This window comes from Pseudoalteromonas sp. MM1 (assembly GCF_030296835.1).
Classification (GTDB): Bacteria; Pseudomonadota; Gammaproteobacteria; order Enterobacterales; family Alteromonadaceae; genus Pseudoalteromonas.
This window is the reverse complement of the sequence record NZ_AP027922.1, coordinates 585,859-611,570: the sequence shown is the minus strand read 5'-3', so window position 1 is coordinate 611,570 and position 25,712 is coordinate 585,859. Positions and strand designations below refer to the sequence as shown.

The following is a 25,712-nucleotide window of genomic DNA, read 5'->3' as shown; positions in this document are numbered from 1 at the left end:
CTATTAAAGTGTGTTTTGTATGCGCTCGTTGAGCTGGGTGAGCCGCTGTGGTGTGCCTATATCGTCCCACTGACCAATATAAAGCTCAGTTGAGATAACCTGTTGGGCGAGCTTTTCTCTCAATATTGGCCCAAGCGGGCGTATGCCAGGCTCTAACCCTTTAAAAAAATTAGCGTGGTAACGGCTAATTCCCGAAAACGTATACTTTTGGCTCTCAGCCGATAAGTGACTTAACGCAAAATCCCCTTTTTCGTTATGAGGTGGGTTTTCTACCAACACTATGTGGGCCTCGCCGTCTTGCAGGTGCAGCTGTGTAAGCGCACTCACATCGTAATCAGTATATACATCGCCATTAATCACAATAAATTGCTCACCTAGTAATGGTAGCGCCTGAATAATTCCGCCTGCGGTTTCTAGGCCGCCCTCAGCCTCTTGGCTATATTCAATGCTCACACCAAACTCAGCGCCATTTTTAAAATAGCTTTTTATTTTATCCCCTTGCCAAGCTAGGTTTATAACAATGTTAGTAATGCCAGCGGCTTTAAGGTTATTAATATGGTGCTCAATCAGCGGTTTATCCGCCACTTTTAGCATAGGTTTAGGCATAGCTTGCGTAAGCGGCATCATTCGCTGACCACGCCCAGCCGCTAAAATCATGGCTTTCATGTGCGCTCCTTTGCAAGTTTTAGTGTTACCTGCGGTATAACAGTACTGCTTACCCACTCACTTAATGCTGTAAGCTCTGGGTAGGACTTGGCAACATCAACAATGTAATCTAACGTCGGTAAAATATTATCAAGGTAGCCGTTTTTACCATCACGTAAATAAAGCCGGCAAAATATTCCCGCTGCCTTTAAATGGCGTTGAATACCAGTTAAATCAAACCACTGTTTAAACTGCTCAAAAGAGGTATTTGTTATTAATGTTTGCGACTTAAATTCTTCATAGCCGTACTTAAGCAGTTGATTAAGCTGTGCCTGTGGCAACTTAAAATAGCAATCGCGTAGCAGCGACACTAAGTCATAACACAGCGGGCCGCGCACGGCATCTTGATAATCTATAATTGCCCACTGCTCATTGCTATACATAATATTTCGGCTGTGATAATCACGATGAACTGTGACCGTAGGCTGTGCTAGCATAGCGTGCGTTAATAGCTCACAGCTTTGCTGCCAAAGCGCTTGCTGCTCAGTGCTTAATGTTAAATCAATAAAATCAGTCACCAGCCATTGGCTAAAAATATTCAGCTCAAGGTGAATAAACTCTTTATTATAATTTTGCATAGCTGTTGATGCAGGCGTTTTGGCCCAATTCGCCGCTACACGTATTAATTGTTTGTAATATTCATCTCTATTTGGCTCATCGAGCTTATCGGCTAAGTGTGTATTTCCTAAGTCACTTAACACAAAAAAACCTTGCTCTTCATCGCTTGCAATGATTTCAGGCAATAAAAAGCCGTTATCGGTGAATACTTTATTTAAAGAGATATACGGCGCGTTATTTACTTTTTTTGGATCGGAGTCCATCACAATAAACGCTTTTCCAGCACAGCTTAAACGGTAATAACGGCGAAAACTGGCATCCCCAGTAATGGCTACTAAGGAGTGTGGTTTAGCATCAAAGTGCGTATTTATAAATAGTTGTAAATTATCAAAGCGTGTCATTATATAAGATGTCTATTTTTATAGGTCAATTACTGTATTTGCCATTGTTTTCCTTTATTATGTCTAGCTTATAATAAACCAAAGAGCATTAAGGTCGATAAATGAGCAAAACCTGGGGCATATTGATGCTAGGCGTAATTAGCGCACCATCGCTTGCCGAAACTGAACTGGCACACAATTTATGTGGCATTTCAATGCAAACCAGAGCTTGGCAACCTCTACCCAATTTAGCGGTAGGTTCGGTTGATATACAAGCTGACGATGTAGAGCTCCTAGGCACACAAAGCGCTGAATTTACCGGCAATGTTGATATTAACACCCTTGATATGAGTTTGTCCGCACAAACTGCGCTTATAGATAAACAGCGTGGTTTACTTAATGCAACAGGGCCAATTACTTATCAAGACCGTGTAAGCCTAGTAAACAGCTCAGGTTTAAATGCCGATTTAAATAATTCACAAATAAGCCTATTGGGTGCCGATTACAGCTTAACCGCACAACAAGGTAAAGGTGGCGCCGAAAAACTCACCGTCAATGAGTCTGGCTTATTGTTAATGAATGCAAGCTTTACTACCTGTCCAAGCGATACACCCGTGTGGGAAATAGAAGCCGACGAAATTAACCTCTCTCGTGAAGAAGGCTGGGGCGAAACCTATAACGCCGTTTTACGTATTCTTGATACCCCTGTTTTATATTTACCTTATTTTACGTTTCCGCTTGATGAGCGACGTAAGTCGGGCTTATTAACACCGAGTATTTCAAGCTCCGACCGTTACGGCCTTGAAACTGTTACACCTTATTATTGGAATATTGCGCCTAATTTTGACGCTACCATTACACCTCGTTATATGTCGCGCAAAGGCTTACAATTGCAAACCGAGTTTAGATACCTCAGTGAGCAACATGAAGGCTTAGTCGGTATTGAATACTTAGATAGTGATGATTCGGAGCCAAGCCTTGATGAGCGTTACATGTTTCATTGGCAGCAACAAAGCTATTTAAGTGAAGACTGGCGCGCCAATATAGATGTAACTAATGTTAGTGATGATAACTACATTACTGACTTAAACTCCAATTATGCAAATAAAACTGATACCCAGCTTTATCGTACTGGCTCTGTGACTCACCTTGGTGATACATGGCGTACCGATATTAAATTTCAAAACTTTGAAGTACTGGGCGACCACTTAGAGTCGTATGCAGCGGTCCCGCAAATCAGCTTTACACAAACCGCCCCGTGGCGTTTTGATAACTTTGACTTTAGTTTATCTGGCGAAGTGAGCCACTTCACTAATGATTCATCTGAAGTTGCCATCGATAGCGCGACCCGTGTGCACATTGAGCCAAAAGCACGCTTTGACTATGCTACGCATGCATGGTCGTTTCTCTCTGAAGTGAGCTTATTACAAACGAACTACAAGCAAAGCGGAAATTTAACGGGTACCCAATATAGTGATAGCGTTTCACGTACCTTGCCTAAAGTGCGTTTGTATTCGCAGCTTAATTTTGAACGCGACACCTCCTATTTTTTTGAAGATGGCATTCAAACCCTTGAGCCGCAAATACAATATTTATATACACCGAATAAAGATCAATCTGAGATAGGCCTATTTGACACCACCCGCTTACAGGATGACTTTTTTGGCCTATTTAGAGATACGCGCTTTTCAGGTGTAGACCGCATAGCCGCAGCTAACCAATTTACGTTAGGTGCAACAACACGCTTATTTGATAACAAACACGAAGAAGTATTTAACTTTAGCGCGGGCCAAATTTTTTACCTAAACGATTCGGCTAAACCGACTGAACAAGATTTAGACTCTCAGACAAACTACAACGCGCTTTTTGCAGCGCAAACGATGCTACATTGGCACCGCCGTTGGTACTTGTCAGCGGGTATGCAATACGACACGGATGGTAAGCAAATGATCCAGTCAAATGTCACCCTCGATTACAAAGGTGACAATAATGAGCTAGTTCAATTGAACCATCGCTATGCAAATGATGTCTCAGGAAATACAATCGAGCAAACGGGTGTATTTACAAGCATCCCAATTAGTGAGCAGTGGCAATTTATTGCAAGCTACCACCGGGACCTTGAAAATAATCGAAGCATCGAATTTTTAAGCGGATTACAGTATGAGTCATGCTGTTGGGCAATCCAAATTACTGGCCACCGCCAGATTGAAACCGATTTAAATCAGTCTATCGGGCAGCAACAAGCCACTTTTGATTCAGGTATTAGTTTAAACTTTGTATTAAAAGGACTTGGCAGTAAGAGCCGTTACGATGCACAAAAATTATTACAACAAGGTATTTTTGGCTACCGTAGACCGTATTTTCTTAATAATTAAGGCAAACGAGCAATTAAGGTGATACTTTAAAGCCCTAAAATGCAGTACGCCCTGTTTTAAAGCAGTACTATTAGAAGAGTAGTAAAAAGAATATGAATTTAAAAAAACTATTATCAACAGCTATTTTAAGCTTAAGCTTATGCCACGGTGCATTTGCTGCCCCACAGGAAATCGACAGAGTAATTGGTGTTGTAAACCAAGGCGTTATTTTAAAAAGTGAAGTAGACACCATAATTAATCGTGTTAAAAAGCAAGCCGCAGAGCAAGGCCAGCAACTTCCTAAAGACGAAACATTGCGCGTACAAGCCGTTGAGCGTTTAGTTAACCAAACGCTTATGATGCAGATGGCTGAGCGTATGGGCCTTGAAATTTCAGACAGTCAGTTAGACCAAACTCTCGCTAATATGGCAAAAGATCAGGGCGGCAGCATTGCCGATCTTCGTCGTACCATTGAAGCCGCTGGTGAGAGCTTTCAAGCTTACCGCGAAGAAATTCGTAAAGAAATAACCACCCAACAAGTTACTCGTGCCAATGTAGATCGCCGTATCTATATTAGCCAACAAGAAGTAGATAACCTGTTAAAAATAATGGAAAGCCAAGGGCAAAATTCAGAAGAGTATGATATTGGCCACATTCTTATTGATATTCCTAACGATGCAACACCCGATGAAATAACCAGTGCTAAAACCCGTGCTGATAAAGTTATTGAGTTATTAAACGATGGCCAAGAGTTTAAGCGTATCGCAATCTCTTCATCAGGTGGCTCAAAGGCACTTGAAGGCGGACAACTCGGCTATATGGGTATTAACGAAATGCCTTCGTTATTTGCCGAAGCAGTAAAAGGTCAAAAGAAAGGCGCTATTGTTGGCCCTCTTCGCTCTGGTGCTGGCTTTCATATAATTAAGGTGCAAGATGTACGTGGTCGCCAATTAGTAGAAACCACAGAAGTACGCTCACGCCATATTCTTATTAAGCCTTCAATTATTTTAAGTGAAGAAAAAGCACGTAGCATGCTCGCTGGGTTTGCCAAAGATTTACGTGCAGGAAACGCTGACTTTGCAGAACTTGCTAAAGAATACTCAGAAGATCCAGGCTCAGCCCTTAAAGGCGGTGAATACGATTGGACTGACCCTACAACGTATGTACCCGCGTTTAAAGATACTTTGTTATCACTTGATAAAAATCAAATTAGTGAACCATTTAGAACACAATTTGGTTGGCACATAGTACAACTTTTAGATAAACGTGTAGCAGATAAAACCGAGCTAGCTAAACGTAACCGTGCGCACGGCATGTTGTTTAATCGTAAATTTAAAGAAGAAAGTTTTAACTGGCAGCAAGAAATGCGCGAACAAGCCCATGTTGAAATTTTCCCTGTAGACGAGTAATTATGACATTACGAATTGCAATTACCCCGGGTGAGCCTGCGGGGATTGGTCCAGACTTGTTGCTGCAATTAGCGCAGCAACAATGGCAAGCTCAACTTGTTGTGATAGCCGACAAGCAATTATTAAAAGAACGCGCCCAACACTTAGGCCTTAACATTGAGCTAATTGATTTTGATGAAGATGCCCCTGCAGCCATTGCGCCAGCAGGTAGTGTTTATATTCACCAAGTCGATTTAGGCACCTCTGTGAAGCTCGGTGAACTAGATGATTTAAACGGTCAATACGTGCTTGATACCTTGCGCATTGCTAGCGAAAAAAACATGGACGGTACCTTTGATGCCGTCGTCACCGGCCCTGTTCATAAAGGAATTATTAATAAAGCCGGTATTTCGTTTAGTGGCCACACTGAGTACTTTGCCCAGCAATCAGGTACCTCCGATGTAGTAATGATGCTAGCGACCGAAGGTTTACGTGTTGCCCTTGTTACCACACATATACCGCTTGCTTATGTATCGCGTGCAATTACACAAGAACGTTTAACCAAAGTTGTTAGTATTTTAAACCACGACTTACAAACTAAGTTTGGTATTGAGCAACCAAAAATCTTAGTGTGTGGATTGAACCCTCATGCTGGTGAAGACGGTCATTTAGGCACAGAAGAAATAGAAACGATTTCACCTACGCTTGAGCTTTTAAACAGCCAAGGTATGAATTTAATCGGTCCGCTTCCTGCCGATACCTTATTTCAAGATAAATACCTATCTCAAGCCGATGCCGTGCTTGCTATGTATCACGATCAGGGTTTACCTGTGCTAAAATACAAAGGATTTGGTAACTCGGTAAATATAACCTTAGGTTTACCATTTATCCGCACTTCGGTTGATCACGGTACTGCGCTTGATTTAGCAGGTACTGGTGACGCTGAGGTTGGCAGTTTTGAATTAGCGATCCGCGAAGCAATTAAGCTCGCCCATGAAAAAGCACAGAATCAATGACCGATAAAGTACATTTAGGACACCGCGCCCGAAAACGTTTTGGGCAAAACTTTTTATTTGATGAATCTATCATTGATAAAATAGTGACTGCAATCGATCCTAAACCACAAGACAATCTAGTAGAAATTGGCCCAGGCTTAGGCGCAATTACCGAACCTGTTGCCGATTTAAGCGGCCAACTTACTGTTGTTGAGCTAGATAAAGACTTAGCCCAGCGTTTAATTGAGCACCCTTTTTTAGGTCCTAAATTAAACGTAAACCAAGGCGATGCAATGAAGTTTGACTTTGCAAGCCTTGTACGCGATGACAAAAAATTAAAAGTATTTGGCAACCTGCCTTACAATATTTCTACGCCATTACTGTTTCATCTTTTTGAGTTTGCTGATCATATTGAGCACATGCACTTTATGCTGCAAAAAGAAGTAGTAAAACGTATGGTTGCAGGCCCTGGCAGCAAAACATTTGGCCGCTTAAGTGTGATGACACAATACTACTGCCACGCAATGCCAGTGGTTGAAGTACCGCCAGAGTGCTTTAAACCAGCCCCTAAAGTAGACTCTGCGGTTATTCGTCTGATCCCTAAAAAAGCCGAGCAACGTACCGCTAAAAGCGTGAAAATTTTAAACACCGTGTGTTTAGAAGCGTTTAATCAGCGCCGTAAAACACTGCGTAACAGCTTAGGCAATTTACTCACCGCCGATGAGCTTACCAGCATTGGTATAGATATTACCTTGCGTGCTGAAAGCCTAACGTTACAACAATTTATTGATATAGCTAATTGGATTTATGACAACAAGCAGTAATATTGGCTCTCCTGTAAAAGTCTCTGTAGAGACTTTTTATGTTGAAGGGCAATCTCAGCCTGAGCTAGAAAAATACGTTTTTGCCTACTCAGTGACAATTAAAAACCACAGCCTTTGCAGCGCTAAACTTTTAAGCCGTTATTGGTTGATCACCGATGCCAACGGGAAAGAAGTTGAAGTAGAGGGCGAAGGCGTTGTGGGCGAAACCCCCGTTATAGGCCCAGGCGAAACTTACAAATACACCAGTGGCGCAATATTAGATACTCCTGTTGGCACTATGCAGGGACATTATACACTGCGCAATGAATTTGGCTCTGAGTTTGAAGCACCTATAAGCGTATTTCGTTTAGCGTGCCCTAACATTTTACATTAGTAAAAAGCACCATGGCTGATTACGCAATTGGTGATTTACAAGGCTGCTTTAAAGAGTTTAGTCGCTTGCTCAAACGGGTTGATTTTAACCCAAGCAAAGATCACCTTTACTTAGTTGGCGATATCGTCGCACGTGGCCCCGACTCTCTGGCCTGCCTAGATTATATTTATCGCCATCAAGACAGCATGACTGTTACTTTAGGTAATCATGATTTACACATGGTTGCCTGCCACTACCTTAATAAGCCGATAAACCCCAAGGATAAACTCGGTGATATTTTTGATAGTAAAAAACTGCCTAATTATATTGCCTATTTACAAACCCAACCGCTTGCACTTTATTTAGCTCAGCACAACAGCTTTATATCGCATGCAGGGCTTAACCCAGATTGGTCTATAAAAAGCGCACTTAAACATGCACAGTTTGCTCAGCGTTGTTATCAATCAGCTAATGCGAAGCACTTTTTTGAAAAAATGTATCAGCCACACCCCACTGTTTGGCATGAGAATTTAAACGATTTTGATAAGTTCAGGTACATTGTTAACTACTTTACTCGCATGCGCTTTTTAACCAGTAGCAACACATTAGAGCTCAGTGCAAAAGGCGCAATTAACGATAATAAATCGTTAACAGCTTGGTTTACCCACCCTAATATAAAAGCATTAGAAAAAAACCTCATTTTTGGCCACTGGGCTGCTCTTGAGGGAGTTACTCAGCTCAATCACATACATGCGCTTGATACAGGGTGCGTATGGGGCGGCGCTTTAACAATGATAGACTTGCAAACTAAGCAAAAAATAGTAGAAAAATCCACGCTTTTATCTAAATAAACTGTAAAACCCCACTACATATGTTAAATTTAAATTAATAGATATTAATTGCTTAACTTATTGGTTAGCAAGCCGATAAGATGTGATTGAAGTACTTTAAATGGAAATCCATATGAATCTGACAGTAAGCCAACGTATTTGGTGCGGTTTTATATTTATCACCTTATTACTCATAATCATTGGTGGTAACTCTTTAATAAAAATTGCGAGCATTGACCGTTCTACCCAGCAGGTAAATCAGTTATCACTGCCCGCGCTAAATAAAAGCTCAGAACTACAAGCTGAATTTATTTTAATGAGTAAAGCAGCGCAAGCTAGTTTTTATACCACCTCAAGCGCACAGCTCACTCCTATAAAACAAAAAGTACTTGAGCAAAAAGACAAATTCAATTCACTGCACGCCGACTTACAACGCGTCGTTAAAGACGATGCATCACTTAGTCAAAAAAGCCAAGCTGTAGAAAAAACCTACTTAAGCTTTTTAAGCACAGTAGAAAACTTATTAGCTGATAAAGATAAACAACTGGCGCTTAATAAAACTCTCACAGCGCAACTAGAAACAATAGAAATTGCAGCGGAAGATGCCAATTCTGTGGTACTTGATATTACTGATATTGATAACTTTGAGCAAAATCACCCGCGCGCCTATCAAGCAGCCAATAACTTAGAAAACAATTTTATGTCGGTGGTAAGTAACAGTACCGATATGCTAACGGTGAAAACAACAAACACATTAGATATTGTTAAAAATGAACAAGCTTACTATCTGGAAGAGGTAATTCGTACCTTAGCTTTAATCAAACCAGCCATAGAGCAAGATAACAACGATTTATATAGTGATTTACAAGAATACGTTGATACGCTGATAGAAAATATCAACGGCAATAATAGCTTAGTAGCCAATAAACAACGCCTAATTGATGCCATTGCTCTTACCGAAAAGGAACTTGCCCAATCAGAGCAAGCTACCGCGATGGCACTGTCGCAAATTGATGATTTAGTGACGCAGGCAAGTACTGTTGCATATAAACTGCAAGAAGGTGTACGCAAAGATGTAGACTCAGCAAATTTATGGACATGGGCAGGTATGATCATCGCAACGATAATAGCAATTGCTATCGCGATCCTTACTGTAAATAGAATCACTAAGCCACTGGCTGAAGTTAATCGTATTTTAGATATTGTCGCCAGCGGTGATATGACCCAACGCTTAGATGACTCTGCAAAAGATGAATTTGGCGAGCTGTCAAAAAGCTGTAACACTTTAATAGACAGCTTACGTAGCTTAATTAAGGGTATTATTTCACGCTCAACTCAATTAGCAGCAGCGTCTGAGCAAACATCGGCCATTACCGGTGAATCAAGCCAAGCTATCCGTAACCAACAAGCACAAGTAGAGCAAGCAGCCACAGCGACAACCGAAATGAGCAGCACGTCGCAAACAGTAAGTAATAGCGCACAACAAGCACTAAACGAAATTAAAAATGCCGATAAAGAAGCTGAACGTGTAAAAGGTATTTCTCATCAAAATAAAGCGACTATTGAGCAACTTGCTCGCGAGGTTGACGATGCAGCCGGTGTTATTAATAAACTTCATCAAGACAGTGCATCTATAGGCAGTATTTTAGATGTAATACGCGGCATTGCAGAGCAAACCAACCTATTAGCACTCAACGCTGCAATTGAAGCGGCACGTGCAGGTGAATATGGCCGAGGTTTTGCGGTAGTAGCGGATGAAGTACGCTCACTGGCAAGCAAAACGCAAGAGTCGACCCAAGAGATACAATCTATGATTGAATCGCTTCAAAGTGGCGCAGAAGCGGCTGTAACAGCAATGGATAAAGGTAAGCAGCAAGCGGTATCGTGTGTTGAGCAAAGCGACCTAGCAAGCAGCGCATTAGACTCAATTACGCTCGCAGTATCGCAAGCACACGACGTAAGCGAAGAAATATCTACCGCAGCGCAAGAGCAGCAACAAGTATCACAAGAAATTAGTGAACGTTTAGAGTCAATTGTGGCTATAGCCGAGCAAACGGCTGAGGGTGCAAATCAAACAAACATTTCAAGCTCAGAAGTAGCCAAACTTGCTGAAGAGCTAAGAATATCGGTAGAAAACTTTAAGGTGTAATGCACACCTAATAGCAGTAAATTAACCCAATAAAAAACCCGATACTGAGTAACAGTATCGGGTTTTTTATTTGTTTATTTTAACGCTTACCGAGAAGCACGTTGGCGATTCCCACCTACTTTAGGCTTAGTGTTAGCCTTTTTAAATTGGCTAAAGCCAGTATGGCGCGTTAGTGCAAGACGCCCACCTTTACCTTTATTACCGCCTTTGCTTTTTTCATCTCGCCCTTCTTCGGGTACCAAGCAACTAGGGCCTTTACCAATTAAATTAGCTTTCCCCATACTACGCAGTGCTTCGCGGATCATTGGCCATCCTGATGGATCGTGATAACGCAATATTGCTTTGTGTAGGCGACGTTGGCGTGCTCCTTTTGGTACTGGCACTTGCTCTTTGTTGTTTTTAATATTCCGCAACGAGTTCATTTCTGTATGGTAAATAGTGGTTGCATTGGCCATAGGCGACGGGTAAAAGTTTTGCACTTGATCCAATTTAAAATCGTTAGATTTAAGCCACAATGCCATGTTAACCATGTCTTCGTCTTTGGTACCTGGGTGCGCTGAAATAAAGTATGGTATTAAATACTGCTTTTTACCGGCTTCTTTTGAGTACTTATCAAATAGTTCTTTAAATTGATCGTAAGCACCCATACCTGGCTTCATCATTTTAGACAAAGGACCATCTTCTGTGTGCTCAGGGGCAATTTTTAAATAGCCACCCACATGATGTGTCACCAACTCTTTTACATAACGAGGGTCTTGAACAGCTAAATCGTAACGAACGCCTGAGGCAATTAAAATCTTTTTAATGCCTTTGACTTCACGGGCCTTTTTGTACAAATCGATAGTAGGTGTATGATCTGTGTCCATGTGCTTACATATATCAGGGTAAACACATGAGAGTCGCCTACAGGTACTTTCTGCCTTTTTACTCGTACAGCGCAATTTATACATGTTGGCCGTTGGACCACCTAAATCAGAAATAACACCGGTAAACCCAGGTACTTTATCTCTAATTTGTTCTATTTCGTCGATAATCGACTCTTGTGAGCGACTTTGAATAATACGCCCTTCATGTTCAGTTATAGAGCAAAACGAACAACCACCAAAACAACCACGCATAATATTAACTGACGTTTTGATCATGTCGTAGGCGGGTATTTTCGCATCACCATAACTTGGATGCGGTATACGCTGATAAGGTAAACCAAATACATCATCCATTTCATGAGTTTCCAGCGGAAAGGCCGGCGGGTTAACCCAGATAGAGCGATCGCCATGACGCTGAAATAACGCACGAGCACAACCTGGGTTGGTCTCTTGATGTAAAATTCGTGATGCGTGGGCGTACAAAGGCTTATTAACACTTACTTGCTCAAATGCAGGGAGTTTAACGTAGGTTTTTTCCCACGGTTTAGGACGCGCAGGCTGAATAGTAATAGGCTTTGCAGCTTCTGCTTTTAAATCGATACCGGCTTGTTTAAACTCTGATTTACTACACCCAACATCATCAGCGCCGTAAGGGTTTGGAATAGGATCAATTTTTCCTATTTTATCAATCGCTGTTGAATCACTTCCGCGCCAGCCCGGTATTGGCTCTTTACGAATAACCGCGGTACCCCGAATATCCTGAATGGTATCCATAGTCTCACCGGCAGCAATACGGTGAGCCACTTCCACCAGCGGACGCTCTGCATTACCATAAATAAGAATGTCGGCTTTAGAGTCAAATAAAATACTACGGCGTACTTTTTCTTGCCAGTAGTCGTAATGAGCAATACGGCGCAAGCTTGCTTCAATACCACCAATAACAATAGGTACGCCTTTGTAGGCTTCGCGTAAGCGCTGAGAATAAATCATCACCGCTCGGTCGGGACGCTTTCCGCCTACATTACCTGGTGTATAGGCATCGTCATGGCGCATGCGCTTTTCAGCCGTGTAGCGGTTAATCATCGAATCCATGTTGCCGGCTGTTACACCAAAAAATAAGTTTGGTTTACCAAGCCCCATAAAGGCATCTTTTGATTGCCAATCTGGTTGAGCAATTATCCCGACTCTAAAGCCTTGTGCTTCAAGTACACGGCCAATAACTGCCATACCAAAACTAGGGTGATCAACATAGGCATCGCCGCTAATTATTATAATGTCGCAGCTATCCCAGCCAAGAGCGTCCATTTCTTCGCGAGTGGTAGGTAAAAATGGGGCGGTACCATAACATTCAGCCCAATATTTGGGGTACGAAAATAGCGCGCGTTCAGCTTTAAGGGAGCTCATAGTATTGGCCGTTAAATAACAAAAGGCGCGAATTATATCCTAATATATTGCTTATTTATACAACATTACCTGCCTATATCGCACCTTGCTAAAATGTGGTCTGTTTATATTAAGTTTTTTTATTTCGTTCCTTAATAAACTCTAAAAGTTCTTGCTCAGGCATTGGCTTAGCGTACATAAAACCTTGTACTTCATCACACCCTAAGTTTTTCAAAAACTCTGCCTGCTGTTGTGTTTCTACACCTTCGGCAATTGTTTTTAGTCCTAGTTTAGCACCAAGCGACACGACCAAAGCAGCAATGGCACCTGTGTCGTTATCGGGTAGGTCTTTTACAAATGCACGGTCTATTTTTAGCCTATCGAGTGGCAAGCTTTGTAAATAACTTAATGAAGAAAAGCCCGTTCCAAAATCATCAATCGCCACTTCTACGCCTAATTCCTTTAACTCTTTTAAAGTATTAATTACAGTTTCTAATTCATCCATGACTACACTTTCAGTCACTTCCAACTCTATGTTGCACGGTTTAACATCGTACTTTTGTAAGGTGTTTTTTACTGTTGTCGCGTAGCCTTTCACCTTAAATTGCGGCACAGATACATTTACAGCTATACAAATTTCTTCACCCAGCGCCTCTAAACGTTTTTGCTGCTGACATGCTTGTTCTAACACCCATTGGCCAATATCAACAATTAAACCAGCATCCTCTGCTAATGGTACAAATACAGCTGGAGATATAAACGAGCCATCCTCTGAAGGCCAACGTAATAAGGCCTCACAGCCAATTAACGATAAATCATCGAGTGCAAGCTGGGGTTGGTACCAAACCTGTAACTTTTCTCTGGCAAAGTCATGGCGTAACTGCCTAATAATACCTAAGCGCCAAGCCATTTTGTCTTGCATATCAATATCGTAATAAACACCTTCTTTGCTTTTAAGCTTTTTAGCTTGGTTTAAGGCAATATATGCCACTTTGAGTGTATCTAACCCTGTGCTCTGAAAATCTTGTTGCTGACACAAACCAATTCTAAAATCGATTGGCAAAAGATGCTCACCCGCACTAAAAGGTTTGCTGAGTACCTCATTAAATTGCTCAACATTAAATTCAGTTTGACGAATAATAAAGCCAAATACATCAGCCCCTATACGTGATAGCAATTTTGCATCTGGGTAAGCATCTTTAAGCCTTTTCACAATTCCAATTAATAAGTGGTTGCCAATTTCTTGCCCTAAGCCATTGTTAATATCGGCAAAACCAATCACATCAATTAATACAAAAACGTAGTCATTCACATGTGGTTTTTGATAACGCACCACCCGCTCAATAAAATTAGTACGGTTGGAAATACCAGTGAGTACATCTTTGTAGGCTGCATCTCTTAGTTTTACAAACAACCTAACGTTATCAAGAGCTACACTCACATTAGTAAGAAAAATCTCTGCAAATTGCAGTTGTGCATCACTCGGTTTATGCTCACACTCTAAATAAATAGCAGCTTGGCGGTGCTTACTTTTTACAATAAAAGTGACACTCGAATCGGATTGAGTATGCTTTGCTGTTTCAAAACACTGTTCAACTTGAGCAAATGCAACACTGTCTACATTAACAAGCTTTTCGCCAAAGTAACTTTCATAATGGCCGCTACCACCAAGTACTTGTATATGGTTTTCACCATCAAGTTTACTGCACACTAATCCCACTTGCTGGCACTCTAAAATAATACCTAAGTGCTTTATAATTTCCTTGCACAGCACTTTTATGTCAGTAAGCCCTAAAATAGACTTTGAAGCCGACACTATGGTGTTCATTGCATCGCTTTGATACTCAAGTTTACACACTTGTTCGTACGAGCGTATTGCTGTAATGAGCGATGTAACAAGCTTTGAACGGGTTAACTCGGTTTTTGTTTTATAGTCATTAATGTCGTATTCGCGAATTACCTTTTCTTCAGGCGTGTTACCAGCTTGCCCCGTACGTAAAATAATTCTCACATGTTGGTTATCAAGCTCCTCGCGTACGCGTTTTACAACTTGCAAACCCGCATCATCAGACTCCATAACCACATCTAAAAATATAACTGATATAGTTTTGTTATTTTTAAGTATCTCGATTGCCTCCTCACCAGAGTAGGCATCATGAAAACGTAGCCCTGCCCCCCAAAACTCAACGCCGGATAAAGCAAGCTTAGTCACCGAATGTATTTCAGGATCGTCATCAACAATTAAAACATCCCAAAAATCAGCTAGCTCTGGGCGTATTTCTTCTTCTGTATCTGGCGCTAAAAATAAAAAATCGCTTTGTTCTGACGACATTATCTTCCCTTTATCAGTTTTAATACTTAAATAAACTCATACCTATTTACTAAAAAATATATTTTTGGTTTATAGGCTAATTCATACTATAGTCGATTAATAAAAAGTTGTTATATTTCAAACTAAAAAACTCGTAAAAGGTGTGCCTATTAAATTTTTTAAAATCCTTATAAAAACGCTCTTATTGTTAGTTTTAGTGGCTATTTTGATTGGTTTAACCCTGCCGCAAAATTACAGCGTAAATAAAAACATACAAATAAATGCCAATGTAGCGACCGTTAAATCGCTCGTGTCAGATTTTGGCCTCTGGCATACGTGGTCACCTTGGGGCAAAGTAGACCCGTCTATCACTTTTACTATAGGCGAACCAAGTAGCGGTATAGGCGCGCATCAATCGTGGCAAAGCGACTGGGGGGATGGAGAAATGACCATTACTTCGCTTTCACAAAATAAAATGACCTTTAATGCACTTTTAAAAAATGAGCATATTATTGAAGGTGAAATTACATTTACCCAAGTAGAAGGTATGGTAAATGTAACCTGTAATATTAATGGCCAAACAAATACCCCGCTAATTTCGGGCTATCTCTCAGTGTTTAATGAATATGTATTAAGTAATACAGTGTTGCTTGGCTTAAATAATTTACAAACGGTAGCGCAACTACGCGACCAAAAAACACAGCTGGATAATAATGACAGTAAAATCAGCCCAAGCGAGAATTAACCTCGCCAATATAATTGAGTCTTTACTTGGTTACCCTGTAAAAAAAATAACCACCAATACAGGGCAACCAAGTACAGATCAAAGTTACGGATCTAAAGGAGATCTAAACCCGCTGTATCATATAAATAGCGACAACACTATTTTAGCGCGCGCCCAAAAGCGCCAAGATTTACTGCTTATAAAACAGCAGCAAAACATAGAAACTATTTTAGCTAAAGCAATGGGGTTTTGCCCAGACGTGGCAAGTAATAAGCAACCAGATGCCGACTGGATAGAGCGTTTTATTGCCCTATGTGAAGACACCTCAAATGAATCGATGCAAACACTGTGGGCTAAAATTTTAACGGGCGAGACGCTCAACCCCGGTACGTTTTCTATTAAAAGCTTACAAACACTCAAACACATGACCCAACGCGAAGCAGACGCATTACAAAAATGTGTATCGCTGAGCAGTTACAACGCAAAAGACGATAGCCACTTTATTTTATTAGGATTTTATAAAAAGCCTTCGCTTTTCGATTTGCTACGAAAAGGCAATAAGGTATCGCTAAATCTAGGAAAAACGGGGATCAGTTTTCCTGATATTTTAACGCTAATGGATCTTAATTTACTCTACAGAAAAGAGATAGAATCGGCGGTTTTAAAGGCAGGCCAAGAGCTAACCCTGTCGTTTTTATCACAAAAAGTAACATTAAAAGCCAAAAGCAGTGACTTGGTATTAAGCTATTACAAGTTTACACAAACCGGCGATGAGCTTTCAAAGCTCATTAACTACCCTGTAAATAAGGTGTATAAGCAATTAATTAATAATGCCTTGGAGGGAGAGTTTGATTTAACGTGGCATGTGAATAAATCACACACCACGTAGTAGCCTCACTTATTAAAAGTGAACCTGAATACCCGCAAATGGGCCTGATGCATCAATATCGCTATTAATATCATCAACATCATCAAGCTCAAGCGTCATTGAGCGGTAACCGGCTTTAACAGCTACATCAACCGCTAGGTTATCAATCAGTTCCCACGCAACACCTACTTGGTAATCTTGTACTTTGCTATCGTCGATGGCTAAAAAGCTGCCTTCAAAAAATACACTTAAACCCGTAAATGGTAAGCCAGCTTCAGCACGGCCGTATGCCAGCGGTACAAAGCCCGAAAAATCAACAGTTTCAGAGAAATTAGTACCACCTTGCTGAGTAGTACCAGTGACAACAATATCACCGTCAAACTGCTTTGCGTTTAAACCTAAATCAATTGAAATTAGATCGTTATCAAAAATTTCATAATAAAGAATGTAATCAATGTGCGTTAAATCACTTAGTGTGTTGGCAGTTGTACCAACTACGTAGTCTGAGCCATTAAAGCTAAACGTATCAGTAAGGGTTGCTGAGCCATTAAGCTCAAGCTCTGTGTATTTAAGCTTTAGATTAGGAACTAATGGCACTGGATGTTCAAGTGCCGCATAGTAGCTAATAAAGGTTTCGTCTTCAAAATTAAAATCTTGTGGTGCATTATCTTTGTAAGAAAACTGACCGTCGTTATCTGACTGCCAACCATCCACGCCTACATATAAACCTAATAGAGTGTCTGCCTGTGCTGCAGGGGCTAAACATGCCATTGAAAGGGCAGCTGCTAAACAATACTTTTTCATTTTTTATCCTTGAGCTAGTAGTTCGCTAAGTTCGATTAAAGCCGCATTGGCTCTTGAAATATAATTTGCCATTACCAAAGAATGATTAGCCACAAAGCCAAAGCCATTCCCGTTTAAAATCATTGGGCTCCACACTGTTTCTTGTGTTGCCTCAAGTTCACGTATAATTTGTTGTAAACTTACACGTGCGTTTTTCTTTTCTAGTACATCAGCAAAATCATATTCAACCGCTTGTAAAAAGTGTAATAACGCCCACGTTGCTCCGCGAGACTCGTAAAACACGTCATCTATTTCCCACCACGACGTCCTTACTTGCTGCTGAAGTGGTGAATAAGTTGCTTGCGTGTTTGAAGAATTACCCGCTAAATCAGTATTTACCTTGTCTTGACCAACACTTGCACTTAAACGCTGGCTTAAACTGCCTAAACGCTTTTCGGCTTCTTTTAACCAGCTACGTAGGTTATCTGCACGAGAGTAAAATTGGCTATCTCGCTCATGCTCATTAGCAATTTGTGAGCGGTACACTACTAAATAGTCAATTCCCTTTTGGTACTCTCCCTCGGCACTTGGCCATGCCCATGCCTCAGAGCTAATATTAAATTGCGGCTGCGCTTTTTTTAGGGCTTCGTGCTCGGTAGATTGCGACTGTGAGCGACTAAAATCTTTTCGCATAGATAGCGCTAAATCGCGAACCATTTCAAGCGCACCATATTCCCACGCAGGCATATCATCCATTATTACGCTTGGCGGCATCACATCATTTGATAAATACCCACCTTGCTTATCAAGTAATGTACTAGCAACAGTAATTAGTGTTGAGGTTGTTGTGTAGCCTGTTACCATTTTTTCGTTTCGTGCTTGCGCGGTCTCCTTTGCATTAGTTACCACGTTAAAGCGTGCTGGTTCAATGCTCCAATAAACGGCAATAGCGTAAAAAATAATGAGTAGTACCACCAAAGCACCAGCTATTTTTCCTTTGTGTTGCGACATTTATCCTCCTAGTGATGAGCGTGTTGTTTTTTAGATGGCTTTGAATACGCAGCTTGCGCTTCAAGCGAAACCACTTGGGCATTAGTAAACAAGCGGTTACCGTCACTAAAATATAGCGTGAGTTTACGTTCTTGCCCTACTTTTAGTGGCTCTTGTGGATCAAATACCATTAAATGATAACCACCAGGCTCAAAGCTTAAGCTTTCGTGGCCTTTAATGGTGACGGCTTGAACTTGTTGCATCTTCATCATGCCATTGACATGTTTGTGCTCATGTATTTCTACACGACCTAAACCTTCGATAGTCGCTTTAGTTAATTTAGCAACACCACCGCCGTGGTTAAAAATTGTAAAATAGCCAACACTCGACTTACTACCAGGCAAAAACGCCCTTACTTGTGCATGGCTTACTTCAAGCTTAGCTTCGTCTGTATCGTGGCTGTGCCCAGCATGTGCAGCAACCGATGACGAAAACACATTAATCATTAACGCCGAGGCCATAAAAAAGCACTGCTTCATCATCGCTTTATTCCTTGTGAAAGCATAAAATTTCACTTTAAATTTAACATAGTTAACTAATAATAGTCAGTTAAATTAAGGCTTAAGAGGTTACTTTTTTGTTATCGAGCACCAACCAGCACAGTACAGCCACAAATAACAATGGCCATGCAATCATAACTGAGCCAAATAACAGTGCCAAAATGGTCCCTACCAGCGCAACAATTCCTGCGCCTATTAACCCCATTGTCACTAAAGCCACTACGGCTACAACGGCAATAATAGCAACTAATACGCCAGCCAGCTCTAACCCTACCCAGCTCATATCTGCAATCCACAACGGAAACTGCCATGAATCAAAATGTATTAGCGACACCGCATCAGTAAAAAGTAACACATAGATGAGAACACATATTGCTAAGGCTTTCATACCCTTCTCCTAATACCCACGCTCTTCAAGGCAGCAATGTGCAATTAAATAAGCAAGCGCCACCGCAAACGGAAAACTGATAAATAATAAAATAGTCACTAAGCGCGTTGACCACACTGGAAAATCAAGGCGGTGCGCAAGGCCGCTACATACACCCGATATTTTTTTATTAAGTGAATCTTTGTACCAACCACGCTTTGTTTTAAAGTTATTCATTTCCAACTCCTTAAGCGCTTGGCGCTGTTGTATTAATATCATTGTGCTTAGCACTCGCTTTTAAACGAGCGAGCTCTGCATCAATTTTTTCGTTTTTGACTAAAGACTCAATTTGCTCAGCAGTTGATTGCGCTGTATTAGTTAGCTCATAAGCATCAACCTGTGCTTCTATGCCTTCCACTTTTTGTTCTATCATTTCAAAGCGAGACAGGGCATTAGCAACTTTGTCGCTGTGTAATTGCATATTCACTTTTTCACGTGCAACAACAATATCGTGACGTTTCATTAATTGAGCTTGCTTGGCTTTAGCTTGCGCCATTTTTTGCTGTAAACGCTCACAATCTGCCGTCATTTTCTCTATCGACGCTTTAAGAGCACCTAATTGCGTATTTTTTTGTGCAATTTGCTCATCTACTCGCTGTTTTTCTACTAACGCAGACTTGGCTAAATCATCACGGTTTTTAGCTACTGCAAGCTCTGCTTTTGTTTGCCACAAAGTTAAGTCTTTTTGTTTTTGTGCAATTTGGCGCTTAAGCGTTTTTTCTTCGCACAGCAATGTAGCAGCCGTACTTCTGCACTCGTTAAGTGCCTCTTGCATTTCGCTTAGCATAAGACTGAGGAGTTTTTCTGGGTCTTCGGCTTTATCCAGCATGGCCGCAATATTAGATTTGATAACGTCATTTACGCGATTAAATACACTCATTGTTTTGTCCTGTTGTTTTAATTAATAACAACAAGAAGATTCCAAGAGTTATGCCAAGTAACAGAAAATAAAATATTAAGCTTTAAAAACAGTAGGTTAAATTTAAGTAGGCATCATTTTAAGTGACCAGAAGCTGAACATAAAAAAGTATAATTAACTAATATTTTGTTCTTTTGACTAAATTTTAGGATCAAAAAAAGCCACTAAAAGTGGCTTAATTTAAAAATTTATACGGCTTAAATTTATTCGGGTACAAAGCTCAAGGCTTTATCCATAACCGACAAATCAGCCTGTTTCCCGTGGCCATTTTCTGAAAGGTGTCGTCTAAACCCACGCGCCCCAGGCTGGCCTTGAAAAATACCCAACATATGGCGTGCTATATGCCAAAAATTAGCACCTAAACGCATCTCTTCTTCTATGTAATCATACATAGCGCGCACCACATCGTGACGAGTCTGGGTATTAGCCACCTCACCGTAAATTTTTTCATCCACTTCATTAAGCATAAATGGATTGCTATACGCTTCGCGACCAATCATAACGCCGTCTATATGCGCTAAATGCGCAAGGCTCTCTTCAATTGTTTTAACGCCGCCGTTAATGCTTAAATCGAGCTGTGGGTAGTCTTTTTTTAGTTGATAAACACGTGGGTAATCAAGAGGTGGTACTTCACGGTTTTCTTTAGGGCTTAGGCCATTTAGCCACGCTTTACGGGCATGAATAATAAAATCATCACAGCCAACTTTGTGGCTAGCTTCAATTAGCGCACATAAAAACTCATACGAGTCTTGCTCATCAATACCAATGCGCGTTTTTACGGTAACCGGAATACTTACTTCACTCTTCATTGCCGCAACGCACTGCGCAACTAGCTCAGGCTCTGCCATAAGGCATGCACCAAAACGCCCGTTTTGCACTCTATCTGATGGGCAGCCAACATTTAAGTTAATCTCATCGTAACCGCGCTCACCGGCAAGCTTAGCGCATTTTGCAAGCGCCTCGGGATCAGAGCCTCCAAGCTGTAAAGCAACCGGCCCCTCGTGCTGATTAAAGTGTAGGTAATCGCCGCGACCAAATAAAATCGCCCCCGTGGTGATCATCTCAGTGTATAAAACAGCATGCTTACTCATTTTACGATGAAAAGTGCGGCAATGGCGATCAGTCCAATCAAGCATGGGGGCAACTGAAAAGCGTCTGTTTAACGTTCGATTATCTAATGTGCGTTCTTGCAAAGTAAAAGCCTCGGGGATTATAAGGAAAATGCGCCCATAAAAAGGCGCTGTATTTTACACAAAAGCCTAATTAGCATCAATGTTAGCCGTGTATTTGCAAACCAAAATAATGAGCTATACCGTTTAGAATATTAGTTACGGCAACAGAGCTTAAAATAAGTCCCATTATCCGGCTTATGATACTCGCTCCGCTATCACCTATTAGTTTGTGTACTTGTGTAGCGAGCAATAGCAATACCAACACAACAGCAAGCACTATTAACATCATAGATGAGGTCATAACTTGTTCTACCCAGGTATACTCCTCGTTGCGGGTCATTAACACCGCCCCTAGCATGGCACCAGGGCTTGCTATAGAGGGAATTGCTAGCGGAAAAATAGCCGTTTCTGTGCTGTCGCGTACACTTTTAATTTCAGACTCTGGTTTACTTTCACCAAAAATCATTGAAAGCGCAAAAATAAGTAATACAATCCCGCCAGCTATTTGGAACGCCGACAGCGGTATTTCAATAGCATTTAGTAGCTGCTCACCGGCTATAACAAAAAATAGTAAAACCACAGCGGATACACCCACCGCTTTAAAAATTACTTTTCGTTTAAACTTTTCATCTTCCCCACGTGTCACAGCAATAAATACAGGCACTGTGCCTATAGGGTCTATCACCGCAAAAAAGAAAATAAAGATAGCTAATAATTCATGCATTAATGGGCTTCCTAGATAAAAAGTGTTTAATAAAAACGCTGCAAGTACAATACAGTATGTTAGTATATCACGGTAGCGTAAGGATAAGAGAATGATGAATATAGATTCACTCGTAAGTAAAGCAAAACAAATTTGTGATAACCGCGGTGCGCGTTTTACGCCAATCCGTGAAAAAGTATTTCGCCTATTGGCCAGCGCGCAAGGTGGCGTAGGGGCGTACGATTTACTTGAGCAATTAAAAATGACAGAGTCAGGAGCAAAACCTGCAACAATTTACCGTGCGCTAGACTTTTTATCTGAGCTGGGTTTTATTCATAAAATAGAAAGCACCAATGCATTTATGCTTTGTCATCACTTTGATCATATTCATCCTGTGCAGCTATTAATTTGTGACACTTGTGGTTTTGTAAAAGAACTACACTCTACCGTTATTTCTCACGAACTAAACAACTTAGCAGCTGAAAGCGGCTTTGTTGTATCAGGGCAAACCATTGAAGCACACGGTAAGTGTGAGTCTTGTAGAAGCTAAGCCCAAAGTTTGTTTTAAAGCTATACTCATACTTAGATAGCCATTTTAGCACCAATTTTAAGAGTACCTAATATGAATGTTGAGTTCATTAATCCATTTTTATCTTCTTTGATCAATGTGTTATCTACAATGGCACAAACCGAGTTAAAACCAGGTAAGCCGCGTATAAAAACAGACGAAATCGCCTGTGGAGATGTATCAGGTTTAATTGGTATGGTAGGCGCGCAAACGCGTGGCTCATTTTCAATTACCTTTGATGAAAACTTAGCACTAACCATTATGGAACGCATGCTTGGTGAGCGCCCTGACGGTATTGACGATGAAGTAACGGATATGGTTGGCGAAATTACCAATATGGTAACTGGTGGCGCTAAAAACTTGCTCGGCGAAAAAGGCTATGACTTTGATATGGCAACCCCCATTGTTGTTGCTGGTAAAGGCCACACCATCACTCATAAAAGCAAAGGCAAAAAAATAATTATGCCATTTAGCTGTGATGCGGGTGATGCAAATATAGAAGTTAGCTTTGATAAGTTATGAGCTGGCAACAAAAACAGATTACATTAAAGCCTCGCCCCCGAGGCTTTCACTTAATTGACGATGAAATACTCACCCAATTAAATGAGCTTACTAACTATAAAGTAGGCTTACTGCATTTATTTATTCAACACACCTCTGCAAGTTTAACCATAAACGAAAACGCCGATCCAACAGTGCGCATGGATATGGAAAGCCACTTTAACCATTTTGTGCCTGAGCGCCAGCCTTACTATCGTCACGATTATGAAGGCGACGATGACATGCCAGCCCATATAAAAACCAGTACGTTAGGGTGTGAATTAAGTATTCCTATAAGCAATGGCCGCTTAGCGCTTGGTACATGGCAAGGTATTTACTTAGGCGAGCATCGCGACGCTGGCGGTACAAGGCGTATTATAGCGACCTTGCAAGGCGAAATTTTTTAACCTTATATTGACGTCCCTCCCTGCTTTTACCCGCGTCACTTCGCATTATTTAAAATTCTTTATATCCCGCGGCGGCATGCGGCCACTCGTGCGTTCAATATTTATAAATAATTTTCGTAGGTGTAAATCAGATTAAAATATTGTTTTAAAGAGGTGTTTATTTTAGTGGGGTATTTAGAGAGATTGGAGCGGCACACGAGGCTCGAACTCGTGACCTCGACCTTGGCAAGGTCGCGCTCTACCAACTGAGCTAGTGCCGCTTTATAGTTAGTCAGTAATTTGTCCGTTGGTGCGCGACGGGTCGCGTCCTACGTTCTGGCAACTGAGCTAGTGCCGCTTTATAGTTACTCAGTGATTTGTCCGTTGGTGCGCGACGGGTCGCGTCCTACGTTCTGGCAACTGAGCTAGTGCCGCTTTATAAACTATATATTTGTACAATTTCTTTTGGTAAGAAATTGGAGCGGCACACGAGGCTCGAACTCGTGACCTCGACCTTGGCAAGGTCGCGCTCTACCAACTGAGCTAGTGCCGCTTTATAGTTAGTCAGTAATTTGTCCGTTGGTGCGCGACGGGTCGCGTCCTACGTTCTGGCAACTGAGCTAGTGCCGCTTTATAGTTACTCAGTGATTTGTCCGTTGGTGCGCGACGGGTCGCGTCCTACGTTCTGGCAACTGAGCTAGTGCCGCTTTATGAACTATAAATTTTATGAGCTATACGCTATTCCAATTTCTTTTGGTGAGAAATTGGAGCGGCACACGAGGCTCGAACTCGTGACCTCGACCTTGGCAAGGTCGCGCTCTACCAACTGAGCTAGTGCCGCTTTATAGTTAGTCAGTAATTTGTCCGTTGGTACGCGACGGGTCGCGTCCTACGTTCTGGCAACTGAGCTAGTGCCGCTTTATAGTTAGTCAGTAATTTGTCCGTTGGTGCGCGACGGGTCGCGTCCTACGTTCTGGCAACTGAGCTAGTGCCGCTTTATAGTTAGTCAGTAATTTGTCCGTTGGTACGCGACGGGTCGCGTCCTACGTTCTGGCAACTGAGCTAGTGCCGCTTTATAACTTACTCAAACACACCAACCCCGCAGGGGTTATCGTCTTGAGCGGGGCAGGATTCTACAATAATCTAATGTGTTTGCAAGTGTTTTTTACAAATTAAAGAATTTTTCTCTATACACCTTTAATTCCATAATAGAATCTTTAATGTCGTCAAGCGCAAGGTGTGACCCTTTTTTATTCACCTGTGCCAAAACTTCAGGCTTCCAACGTCGGGCAAGTTCTTTAATCGTGCTTACATCTAAATTGCGATAATGAAAAAAGTCTTCAAGCTCGCGCATGTATTTATTCATAAAGCGTCGGTCTTGGCCTATTGAGTTACCACACATAGGTGATTTACCTGCCGGCACCCACTGCTTTAAAAAATTAAGCGTTTGTTCAACCGCATAAGCCTCATCATATGTACTGGCTTTACAACGCGCCGTTAAACCCGACTTACCATGCTGCGTAGTACACCATTCGTCCATGCCATCTAGCAGCTCATCACTTTGGTGAATAGCTATAGTAGGACCTTCCGCGAGTATATTTAAATCGGCATCAGTTACTACTGTTGCAATTTCGAGTATTTTATCTGTAGCCGGCTCAAGTCCTGTCATTTCCAGATCAAGCCAAATTAAATTAGATTCATTAATAGTCATAGTAACCTTAAACAGTGCTTTTCTTTAGATCCAACGCATTTCGATATATCATATTAGCATCAACCGTCGAGCTAAAGCTTTTTTTATACCATTTTGGTTAATTAAGTAATCTATTTTGAGGTAGTAAAACCTTGTCGATAGCAAGGCAAAAATTTTGTTATTTAGTTGTTCTAAATGAGAAATTTTAACCTAGCTAGCGTCAGGTTTAGCCACTCAAAATGGTTAGGTATTGCCAACTGGTATTAACGTAAAGCCGACATTTAAAC

Annotated in this window: 25 protein-coding genes and 3 tRNA genes; 12 read left to right on the top strand and 16 right to left on the bottom strand. The window is 41.3% G+C overall.

What is annotated here, in order from left to right:
- Window positions 1-3: 3 nt before the first annotated feature.
- Together murU and QUE46_RS02670 are read right to left on the bottom strand one after the other, a co-directional pair.
- Window positions 4-666, bottom strand: coding sequence for an N-acetylmuramate alpha-1-phosphate uridylyltransferase MurU (gene murU / locus QUE46_RS02675; protein ID WP_286246105.1), 663 nt, complete (start codon window positions 664-666; stop codon window positions 4-6).
- On the bottom strand, window positions 663-1,664 hold the full coding sequence (locus QUE46_RS02670) for an aminoglycoside phosphotransferase family protein (protein ID WP_286246104.1): 1,002 nt from the start codon (window positions 1,662-1,664) through the stop codon (window positions 663-665). The genes murU and QUE46_RS02670 overlap by 4 nt, the downstream gene beginning before the upstream one ends.
- Before the next feature lie 101 nt (window positions 1,665-1,765).
- Between QUE46_RS02670 and lptD the strand changes: the two genes are divergently transcribed.
- The 7 genes from lptD (at window position 1,766) to QUE46_RS02635 (ending at window position 10,535) form a co-directional block, all read left to right on the top strand.
- Complete coding sequence (gene lptD, locus QUE46_RS02665; protein ID WP_286246103.1) at window positions 1,766-4,018, top strand: LPS assembly protein LptD; 2,253 nt, start codon at window positions 1,766-1,768, stop codon at window positions 4,016-4,018.
- A gap of 92 nt (window positions 4,019-4,110) precedes the next feature.
- The gene (gene surA, locus QUE46_RS02660) at window positions 4,111-5,406 is read left to right on the top strand and encodes a peptidylprolyl isomerase SurA (RefSeq protein WP_286246102.1); all 1,296 of its coding nucleotides are present in this window, start codon (window positions 4,111-4,113) and stop codon (window positions 5,404-5,406) included.
- 2 nt (window positions 5,407-5,408) lie between these two features.
- Window positions 5,409-6,401, top strand: a complete 993-nt coding sequence (pdxA, locus tag QUE46_RS02655; protein WP_286246101.1) for a 4-hydroxythreonine-4-phosphate dehydrogenase PdxA — start codon at window positions 5,409-5,411, stop codon at window positions 6,399-6,401.
- Window positions 6,398-7,204 carry a 16S rRNA (adenine(1518)-N(6)/adenine(1519)-N(6))-dimethyltransferase RsmA gene (rsmA, locus tag QUE46_RS02650; RefSeq protein WP_004585856.1) on the top strand — a complete coding sequence of 269 codons (807 nt, stop codon included), beginning with the start codon at window positions 6,398-6,400 and terminating at the stop codon, window positions 7,202-7,204. Before pdxA ends, rsmA begins: the two co-directional genes overlap by 4 nt.
- On the top strand, window positions 7,188-7,577 hold the full coding sequence (apaG, locus tag QUE46_RS02645) for a Co2+/Mg2+ efflux protein ApaG (RefSeq protein WP_286246100.1): 390 nt from the start codon (window positions 7,188-7,190) through the stop codon (window positions 7,575-7,577). Before rsmA ends, apaG begins: the two co-directional genes overlap by 17 nt.
- Window positions 7,578-7,588: 11 nt before the next feature.
- Window positions 7,589-8,407: a symmetrical bis(5'-nucleosyl)-tetraphosphatase gene (locus QUE46_RS02640; RefSeq protein ID WP_286246099.1), complete on the top strand. Its 819-nt coding sequence runs from the start codon at window positions 7,589-7,591 to the stop codon at window positions 8,405-8,407.
- Between the two features lie 112 nt (window positions 8,408-8,519).
- Complete coding sequence (locus QUE46_RS02635; protein ID WP_286246098.1) at window positions 8,520-10,535, top strand: methyl-accepting chemotaxis protein; 2,016 nt, start codon at window positions 8,520-8,522, stop codon at window positions 10,533-10,535.
- Between the two features lie 86 nt (window positions 10,536-10,621).
- Here the strand turns inward: QUE46_RS02635 and QUE46_RS02630 are convergent, their stop codons facing one another.
- Both QUE46_RS02630 and QUE46_RS02625 read right to left on the bottom strand, forming a co-directional pair.
- A complete protein-coding gene (locus tag QUE46_RS02630; protein WP_286246097.1) occupies window positions 10,622-12,805 on the bottom strand; it encodes a YgiQ family radical SAM protein in 2,184 nt (727 codons plus the stop codon).
- A gap of 109 nt (window positions 12,806-12,914) precedes the next feature.
- Window positions 12,915-15,116: an EAL domain-containing protein gene (locus QUE46_RS02625; protein ID WP_286246096.1), complete on the bottom strand. Its 2,202-nt coding sequence runs from the start codon at window positions 15,114-15,116 to the stop codon at window positions 12,915-12,917.
- Window positions 15,117-15,258: 142 nt separating this feature from the next.
- Between QUE46_RS02625 and QUE46_RS02620 the strand changes: the two genes are divergently transcribed.
- Together QUE46_RS02620 and QUE46_RS02615 are read left to right on the top strand one after the other, a co-directional pair.
- Window positions 15,259-15,840, top strand: a complete 582-nt coding sequence (locus QUE46_RS02620) for an SRPBCC family protein (RefSeq protein ID WP_286246095.1) — start codon at window positions 15,259-15,261, stop codon at window positions 15,838-15,840.
- Entirely contained in the window at window positions 15,809-16,708 is a 900-nt protein-coding gene (locus QUE46_RS02615) for a TIGR03899 family protein (protein WP_286246094.1), read from the top strand. The genes QUE46_RS02620 and QUE46_RS02615 overlap by 32 nt, the downstream gene beginning before the upstream one ends.
- A 12-nt stretch (window positions 16,709-16,720) precedes the next feature.
- Here the strand turns inward: QUE46_RS02615 and QUE46_RS02610 are convergent, their stop codons facing one another.
- From QUE46_RS02610 to QUE46_RS02575, 8 genes are all read right to left on the bottom strand, one after another.
- Window positions 16,721-17,491: a TIGR04219 family outer membrane beta-barrel protein gene (locus QUE46_RS02610; protein WP_286246093.1), complete on the bottom strand. Its 771-nt coding sequence runs from the start codon at window positions 17,489-17,491 to the stop codon at window positions 16,721-16,723.
- A gap of 3 nt (window positions 17,492-17,494) precedes the next feature.
- Entirely contained in the window at window positions 17,495-18,481 is a 987-nt protein-coding gene (locus QUE46_RS02605; protein WP_286246092.1) for a DUF2333 family protein, read from the bottom strand.
- A gap of 8 nt (window positions 18,482-18,489) precedes the next feature.
- Entirely contained in the window at window positions 18,490-19,002 is a 513-nt protein-coding gene (locus tag QUE46_RS02600; RefSeq protein ID WP_286246091.1) for a copper chaperone PCu(A)C, read from the bottom strand.
- Between the two features lie 79 nt (window positions 19,003-19,081).
- Window positions 19,082-19,408 (bottom strand): hypothetical protein, encoded by a 327-nt coding sequence (locus tag QUE46_RS02595; protein WP_286246090.1) that lies wholly within the window; start codon window positions 19,406-19,408, stop codon window positions 19,082-19,084.
- A 9-nt stretch (window positions 19,409-19,417) separates the two neighbouring features.
- Window positions 19,418-19,624 (bottom strand): PspC domain-containing protein, encoded by a 207-nt coding sequence (locus tag QUE46_RS02590; protein WP_286246089.1) that lies wholly within the window; start codon window positions 19,622-19,624, stop codon window positions 19,418-19,420.
- A gap of 10 nt (window positions 19,625-19,634) precedes the next feature.
- Window positions 19,635-20,327: a PspA/IM30 family protein gene (locus tag QUE46_RS02585; protein ID WP_286246088.1), complete on the bottom strand. Its 693-nt coding sequence runs from the start codon at window positions 20,325-20,327 to the stop codon at window positions 19,635-19,637.
- Window positions 20,328-20,569: 242 nt separating this feature from the next.
- Window positions 20,570-21,559: a tRNA dihydrouridine(20/20a) synthase DusA gene (gene dusA, locus QUE46_RS02580; RefSeq protein WP_286246087.1), complete on the bottom strand. Its 990-nt coding sequence runs from the start codon at window positions 21,557-21,559 to the stop codon at window positions 20,570-20,572.
- Window positions 21,560-21,641: 82 nt separating this feature from the next.
- Window positions 21,642-22,262: a MarC family protein gene (locus tag QUE46_RS02575; RefSeq protein WP_286246086.1), complete on the bottom strand. Its 621-nt coding sequence runs from the start codon at window positions 22,260-22,262 to the stop codon at window positions 21,642-21,644.
- Between the two features lie 94 nt (window positions 22,263-22,356).
- Here QUE46_RS02575 and QUE46_RS02570 point away from each other — a divergent pair, with 94 nt between their 5' ends.
- The 3 genes from QUE46_RS02570 (at window position 22,357) to QUE46_RS02560 (ending at window position 23,756) form a co-directional block, all read left to right on the top strand.
- Window positions 22,357-22,791: a transcriptional repressor gene (locus tag QUE46_RS02570; protein ID WP_286247657.1), complete on the top strand. Its 435-nt coding sequence runs from the start codon at window positions 22,357-22,359 to the stop codon at window positions 22,789-22,791.
- A gap of 72 nt (window positions 22,792-22,863) precedes the next feature.
- Window positions 22,864-23,331, top strand: coding sequence for a chemotaxis protein CheX (locus QUE46_RS02565; RefSeq protein ID WP_286246085.1), 468 nt, complete (start codon window positions 22,864-22,866; stop codon window positions 23,329-23,331).
- On the top strand, window positions 23,328-23,756 hold the full coding sequence (locus tag QUE46_RS02560) for a secondary thiamine-phosphate synthase enzyme YjbQ (RefSeq protein ID WP_286246084.1): 429 nt from the start codon (window positions 23,328-23,330) through the stop codon (window positions 23,754-23,756). Before QUE46_RS02565 ends, QUE46_RS02560 begins: the two co-directional genes overlap by 4 nt.
- A 184-nt stretch (window positions 23,757-23,940) precedes the next feature.
- Here the strand turns inward: QUE46_RS02560 and QUE46_RS02555 are convergent.
- The 4 genes from QUE46_RS02555 to orn form a co-directional block, all read right to left on the bottom strand.
- A tRNA-Gly gene (locus QUE46_RS02555) sits at window positions 23,941-24,016 on the bottom strand.
- Window positions 24,017-24,212: 196 nt separating this feature from the next.
- Window positions 24,213-24,288, bottom strand: a tRNA-Gly gene (locus QUE46_RS02550).
- A 212-nt stretch (window positions 24,289-24,500) separates the two neighbouring features.
- Window positions 24,501-24,576 (bottom strand) — tRNA-Gly (locus QUE46_RS02545).
- A 324-nt stretch (window positions 24,577-24,900) separates the two neighbouring features.
- On the bottom strand, window positions 24,901-25,446 hold the full coding sequence (gene orn / locus QUE46_RS02540; RefSeq protein WP_055016877.1) for an oligoribonuclease: 546 nt from the start codon (window positions 25,444-25,446) through the stop codon (window positions 24,901-24,903).
- Window positions 25,447-25,712: the final 266 nt, after the last annotated feature.

Coding starts and splice junctions, on each gene's coding strand:
- QUE46_RS02605 (WP_286246092.1), bottom strand. CDS start 18,481: ATGTCGCAACACAAAGGAAAAATAGCTGGTGCTTTGGTGGTACTACTC.
- QUE46_RS02625 (WP_286246096.1), bottom strand. CDS start 15,116: ATGTCGTCAGAACAAAGCGATTTTTTATTTTTAGCGCCAGATACAGAA.
- QUE46_RS02570 (WP_286247657.1), top strand. CDS start 22,357: ATGAATATAGATTCACTCGTAAGTAAAGCAAAACAAATTTGTGATAAC.
- QUE46_RS02585 (WP_286246088.1), bottom strand. CDS start 20,327: ATGAGTGTATTTAATCGCGTAAATGACGTTATCAAATCTAATATTGCG.
- QUE46_RS02670 (WP_286246104.1), bottom strand. CDS start 1,664: ATGACACGCTTTGATAATTTACAACTATTTATAAATACGCACTTTGAT.
- orn (WP_055016877.1), bottom strand. CDS start 25,446: ATGACTATTAATGAATCTAATTTAATTTGGCTTGATCTGGAAATGACA.
- QUE46_RS02635 (WP_286246098.1), top strand. CDS start 8,520: ATGAATCTGACAGTAAGCCAACGTATTTGGTGCGGTTTTATATTTATC.
- QUE46_RS02610 (WP_286246093.1), bottom strand. CDS start 17,491: ATGAAAAAGTATTGTTTAGCAGCTGCCCTTTCAATGGCATGTTTAGCC.
- apaG (WP_286246100.1), top strand. CDS start 7,188: ATGACAACAAGCAGTAATATTGGCTCTCCTGTAAAAGTCTCTGTAGAG.
- lptD (WP_286246103.1), top strand. CDS start 1,766: ATGAGCAAAACCTGGGGCATATTGATGCTAGGCGTAATTAGCGCACCA.
- rsmA (WP_004585856.1), top strand. CDS start 6,398: ATGACCGATAAAGTACATTTAGGACACCGCGCCCGAAAACGTTTTGGG.
- pdxA (WP_286246101.1), top strand. CDS start 5,409: ATGACATTACGAATTGCAATTACCCCGGGTGAGCCTGCGGGGATTGGT.
- QUE46_RS02560 (WP_286246084.1), top strand. CDS start 23,328: ATGAGCTGGCAACAAAAACAGATTACATTAAAGCCTCGCCCCCGAGGC.
- QUE46_RS02575 (WP_286246086.1), bottom strand. CDS start 22,262: ATGCATGAATTATTAGCTATCTTTATTTTCTTTTTTGCGGTGATAGAC.
- surA (WP_286246102.1), top strand. CDS start 4,111: ATGAATTTAAAAAAACTATTATCAACAGCTATTTTAAGCTTAAGCTTA.
- QUE46_RS02565 (WP_286246085.1), top strand. CDS start 22,864: ATGAATGTTGAGTTCATTAATCCATTTTTATCTTCTTTGATCAATGTG.
- QUE46_RS02640 (WP_286246099.1), top strand. CDS start 7,589: ATGGCTGATTACGCAATTGGTGATTTACAAGGCTGCTTTAAAGAGTTT.
- murU (WP_286246105.1), bottom strand. CDS start 666: ATGAAAGCCATGATTTTAGCGGCTGGGCGTGGTCAGCGAATGATGCCG.
- QUE46_RS02630 (WP_286246097.1), bottom strand. CDS start 12,805: ATGAGCTCCCTTAAAGCTGAACGCGCGCTATTTTCGTACCCCAAATAT.
- QUE46_RS02590 (WP_286246089.1), bottom strand. CDS start 19,624: ATGAATAACTTTAAAACAAAGCGTGGTTGGTACAAAGATTCACTTAAT.
- QUE46_RS02615 (WP_286246094.1), top strand. CDS start 15,809: ATGACAGTAAAATCAGCCCAAGCGAGAATTAACCTCGCCAATATAATT.
- QUE46_RS02595 (WP_286246090.1), bottom strand. CDS start 19,408: ATGAAAGCCTTAGCAATATGTGTTCTCATCTATGTGTTACTTTTTACT.
- QUE46_RS02600 (WP_286246091.1), bottom strand. CDS start 19,002: ATGATGAAGCAGTGCTTTTTTATGGCCTCGGCGTTAATGATTAATGTG.